General features: G+C 76.1%; 2 protein-coding genes. Both read left to right on the forward strand.

Annotated elements, in window-relative coordinates:
- Positions 1 to 21: 21 nt before the first annotated feature.
- A complete protein-coding gene (locus M8J73_RS37520; protein ID WP_055537977.1) occupies positions 22 to 1185 on the forward strand; it encodes an exonuclease SbcCD subunit D in 1164 nt (387 codons plus the stop codon).
- The coding region (locus tag M8J73_RS37525) for an AAA family ATPase (protein WP_249829624.1) at positions 1182 to 3483 on the forward strand (2302 nt) is incomplete at its 3' end. The genes M8J73_RS37520 and M8J73_RS37525, both read left to right, overlap by 4 nt.

The raw sequence follows: 3483 nt of genomic DNA on the forward strand, positions 1-3483 counted from the left end.
CATGCGGGTCGGAGTGGCGTCTTGAGGATTCTGCACACCTCCGACTGGCATCTCGGTCGGGCGTTCCACCGGGTGAGCATGCTCGGGGCGCAGGCCGAGTTCATCGGCCACCTCGTCACCACCGTGCGGGAGCGCGAGGTGGACGCGGTGGTCGTGTCCGGCGACGTGTACGACCGGGCGGTGCCGCCACTGGCCGCCGTCGAACTGTACGACGACGCCCTGCACCGCCTCGCCGAGCTGGGCGTCCCCACCGTGATGATCTCCGGGAACCACGACTCGGCGCGTCGACTCGGCGTCGGCTCCGGGCTCATGGGCCGTGCGGGCATCCACCTGCGCACCGACGCCACCGCGACCGGAGTCCCGGTGATCCTGGCCGACTCCCATGGCGACGTCGCCTTCTACGGGCTGCCCTACCTCGAACCCGCGCTGGTCAAGGACGAGTTCGCGGTGGACAGGCCCGGCCACGAGGCCGTGCTCGCCGCCGCCATGGACCGCGTCCGCTCCGATCTGGCCACCCGCGCGCCGGGCACCCGTTCCGTCGTGCTCGCCCACGCCTTCGTCACCGGTGGCGCACCCAGCGACAGCGAGCGGGACATCTCCGTCGGCGGGGTCTCGTCCGTGCCCGCCGGTGTCTTCGACGGCGTCGACTACGTCGCCCTGGGCCATCTGCACGGCAGCCAGACCCTCACCGACCGCGTCCGCTACTCGGGCTCCCCGCTGCCGTACTCCTTCTCGGAGGCCGACCACCGCAAGAGCATGTGGCTGATCGACCTCGGTGCCGACGGGGCGATCGACGCCGAGCGCGTCGACTGCCCCGTGCCGCGCCGACTCGCCCGCCTCCGCGGCCGGTTGGACGAGCTCCTCGACGACCCCGGCCTCGCCCGGCACGAGGACGCGTGGGTCGAGGCCACGCTCACGGACCCGGTGCGGCCCGCCGAACCCATGGCCCGGCTCTGCGCGCGCTTCCCGCACACCCTCAGCCTCGTCTTCGACCCGGAACGCGCCCCCGACGACCCGGACGTCTCCTACGCCCGGCGCCTCGCGGGCCGCGACGACCAGCAGATCGCGGAGGACTTCGTGGCCCATGTGCGCGGCACCGGCCCCGACAGCCACGAACAGGCCGTGCTCCGGGACGCCTTCGACGCCGTACGGGCCGACGAGACCCTCCGGGAGACCGCCCGATGAGACTGCACCGGCTCGACATCACCGCCTTCGGCCCCTTCGGCGGCACCCAGTCCGTCGACTTCGACGACCTGTCGGCCGCCGGCCTCTTCCTGCTGCACGGCCCGACCGGCGCCGGCAAGACGTCCGTCCTGGACGCCGTCTGCTACGCCCTGTACGGCTCGGTGCCGGGCGCCCGCCAGAACGGCCAGGGCATGACCCTGCGCAGCGACCACGCGGACCCCGGGACACGCACCGAGGTCCGCCTCGAACTGACCGTCGCCGGACGCCGGTTGGAACTCACACGGCAGCCACCCTGGGAGCGGCCCAAGAAGGGCAAGCGGCAGGGCACGACGGTCGACAAGGCGCAGAGCTGGCTGCGGGAGTACGACGCCGCCGCGGACGCCTGGAAGGACCTCAGCCGGTCCCACCAGGAGATCGGCGAGGAGATCACCCAGGTCCTGGGGATGAGCCGGGAACAGTTCTGCCAGGTGGTGCTGTTGCCGCAGGGCGACTTCGCCCGGTTCCTGCGGGCCGACGCCGAGGCCCGTGGCCGGCTGCTCGGCCGGCTGTTCGACACCCAACGTTTCGCCGCGGTGGAGAAGCGCCTCGCCGACCGGCGCCGGGCCACCGAGGCACAGGTCCGCGAGGGCGACACCGACCTGCTCGCCGACGCCCACCGCATGCAGCAGGCCGCCGGCGGCGACCTCGCCCCGCCCCCGCTCGCACCGGGCGACCCGGGACTCGCCGAAGCCGTCCTCGGCTGGGCCGCCGTCGCCCGCAGCACCGCACGGGAGCAGCTCACCATCGCCCACTGCGCGCGCGCCGCGGCCGAGTCCGCGCACGCGGCCGCCGAACGCGACCTGGACGACGTACGGGAAGTGGCCCGGCTCCAGCGGCGGTTCGCCGAGGCGCGGGAGCGGGCCCGGAAGCTCGAGGAGCGGGCCGACGCCCACCGGGCGGACCGCGAACGCATGGAACGCGGCCGTAAGGCCGAGGCCGTGGAACCGGCGCTCGACCTGCGGGACGAGGCCGAGACCGCGCACCGCAGGGCCGGCGCGGACGAGGCACGCACGCGTGCCGCCCTGCCCGCGGAGTACGCCGACGCCGGCGCCGCCGGGCTCGCGGCCGCCGCCCGGAAGGCGTCGGAGGAGCTGGGCGGCCTGGCGTCGGCCCGCCGCGCCGAGCGGAAGCTGGCCGACCTCCTCGCCGAGCGCGCCGAACTCGACAGCGAGGAGCGCGCGGACGAGGACGTCCTCCAGGACGCCGAGGGCTGGCTGGCCGACTGGGACACCGCACGGGCCGGGCTTCAGGCCCGCGTCGAGGCCGCCCAGGAGGCCGCCACCCGGGCCGAGCAGCTCGCCGTCCAGCGCGAGCCCGCCGAGAGGCGGCTGCGGGCCGCCCGCGAACGGGACCGGCTCGACCAGGACACCGAGCAGGTCCGGGCGGACGTGCTCCGGCTCGCGGAGCGGGCCGGGGACGCCCGCACCCGCTGGTTGGATCTCAGGGAACAGCGCCTGAACGGCATCGCCGCCGAACTGGCCGCCGAACTGGTCGACGGCCGGCCGTGCGCCGTCTGCGGTGGCACCGACCACCCCGCGCCCGCCCGCAAGGACGCCGGGCACGTCGACCGCGAGGCGGAGGAAGGGGCGCTCACCGCGTTCCAGCGGGCCGACGAGGAGCGCGCCGAGGCGGAACGGCGCCTCGGCGACCTGCGGCGGGCGCTGGCCGCCGCGAGCGCGGAGGCCGGTGACACACCGACCGACCGACTCGCCGCGCTGGCCGAGGAGGTGGAGCGGGACTACGCGCAGGCCCGGCGCGGCGCCTCGGACCTGCATCCCGCGCAGGAGGCGCTGCTGCACGCCGAACGGGAGCGCGACCGGCGGGCCGCCGCACGACAGGAGGCCGCGGTCCGGGCCGCCACCCGCAACACCCGGCGGGACACCCTGGAGCGGGAACGGGCCGCCCTGGAGGAGGAGTTGACGCAGGCCAGGGGCGAGGCCCGGAGCGTGGCCGAGCGGGCGGAGCAACTGGAACTCCGGGCCGCCCGGCTCACCGAGGCCGCCGAGGCCGCGCGCGCCGCCGACGACACCGCTCAGCGACTCAAGGACGCCGACGCACGCCTCGCCGACGCCGCCTTCCGCGCCGGGTTCGACACACCGCAGGCGGCCGCCGCGGCGCTCCTCGACGCGGGGGCCCACCGGGACCTGCAACGGCGCCTCGACGCCTGGCAGGCGGAGGAGGCGGCGGTGCGCGCCGTGCTCGCCGAGCCCGAGACGGCCGCCGCGGCCGAGCGGCCGTCCGCCGACGTCGCCGGCGCCG

Source organism: Streptomyces neyagawaensis, from assembly GCF_023516595.1.
GTDB lineage: Bacteria > Actinomycetota > Actinomycetes > Streptomycetales > Streptomycetaceae > Streptomyces > Streptomyces neyagawaensis.